The 257-nt window shown below is 31.1% G+C and carries 1 pseudogene; it reads left to right on the forward strand.

Features of this window, described 5'->3' with window-relative positions:
• Nucleotides 1–254: pseudogene (locus ON17_RS02080) on the forward strand (ATP-binding protein); the annotation flags it as partial.
• Nucleotides 255–257 lie beyond the last annotated feature (3 nt).

Below are 257 nucleotides of genomic sequence, written 5' to 3' on the forward strand. Positions count from 1 at the left end.
ATTTATATGAAGTAATTAATGAAGCTTTAGAAAGATTACCAGTTAATCAAGAATTTAAAAAAGCCAACCGTACTCTAGAAAACCTTTTAAAAACAACAGTAGCAACCTTCGCCAAAAACCGAGGCCAAGGAGAAACACGAAGAAACGAAATCAATCAAGAAGATTTAAAACAAGCTTACAAAATGATAATCTCACAAGATGACACCATTTTAAACACTATCGAACAAGAAATTAAAGCGAAAGGAGGTAAATAATTA

Source organism: Poinsettia branch-inducing phytoplasma str. JR1 (genome assembly GCF_000309465.1).
Taxonomy (GTDB): Bacteria; Bacillota_I; Bacilli_A; order Acholeplasmatales; family Acholeplasmataceae; genus Phytoplasma; species Phytoplasma pruni.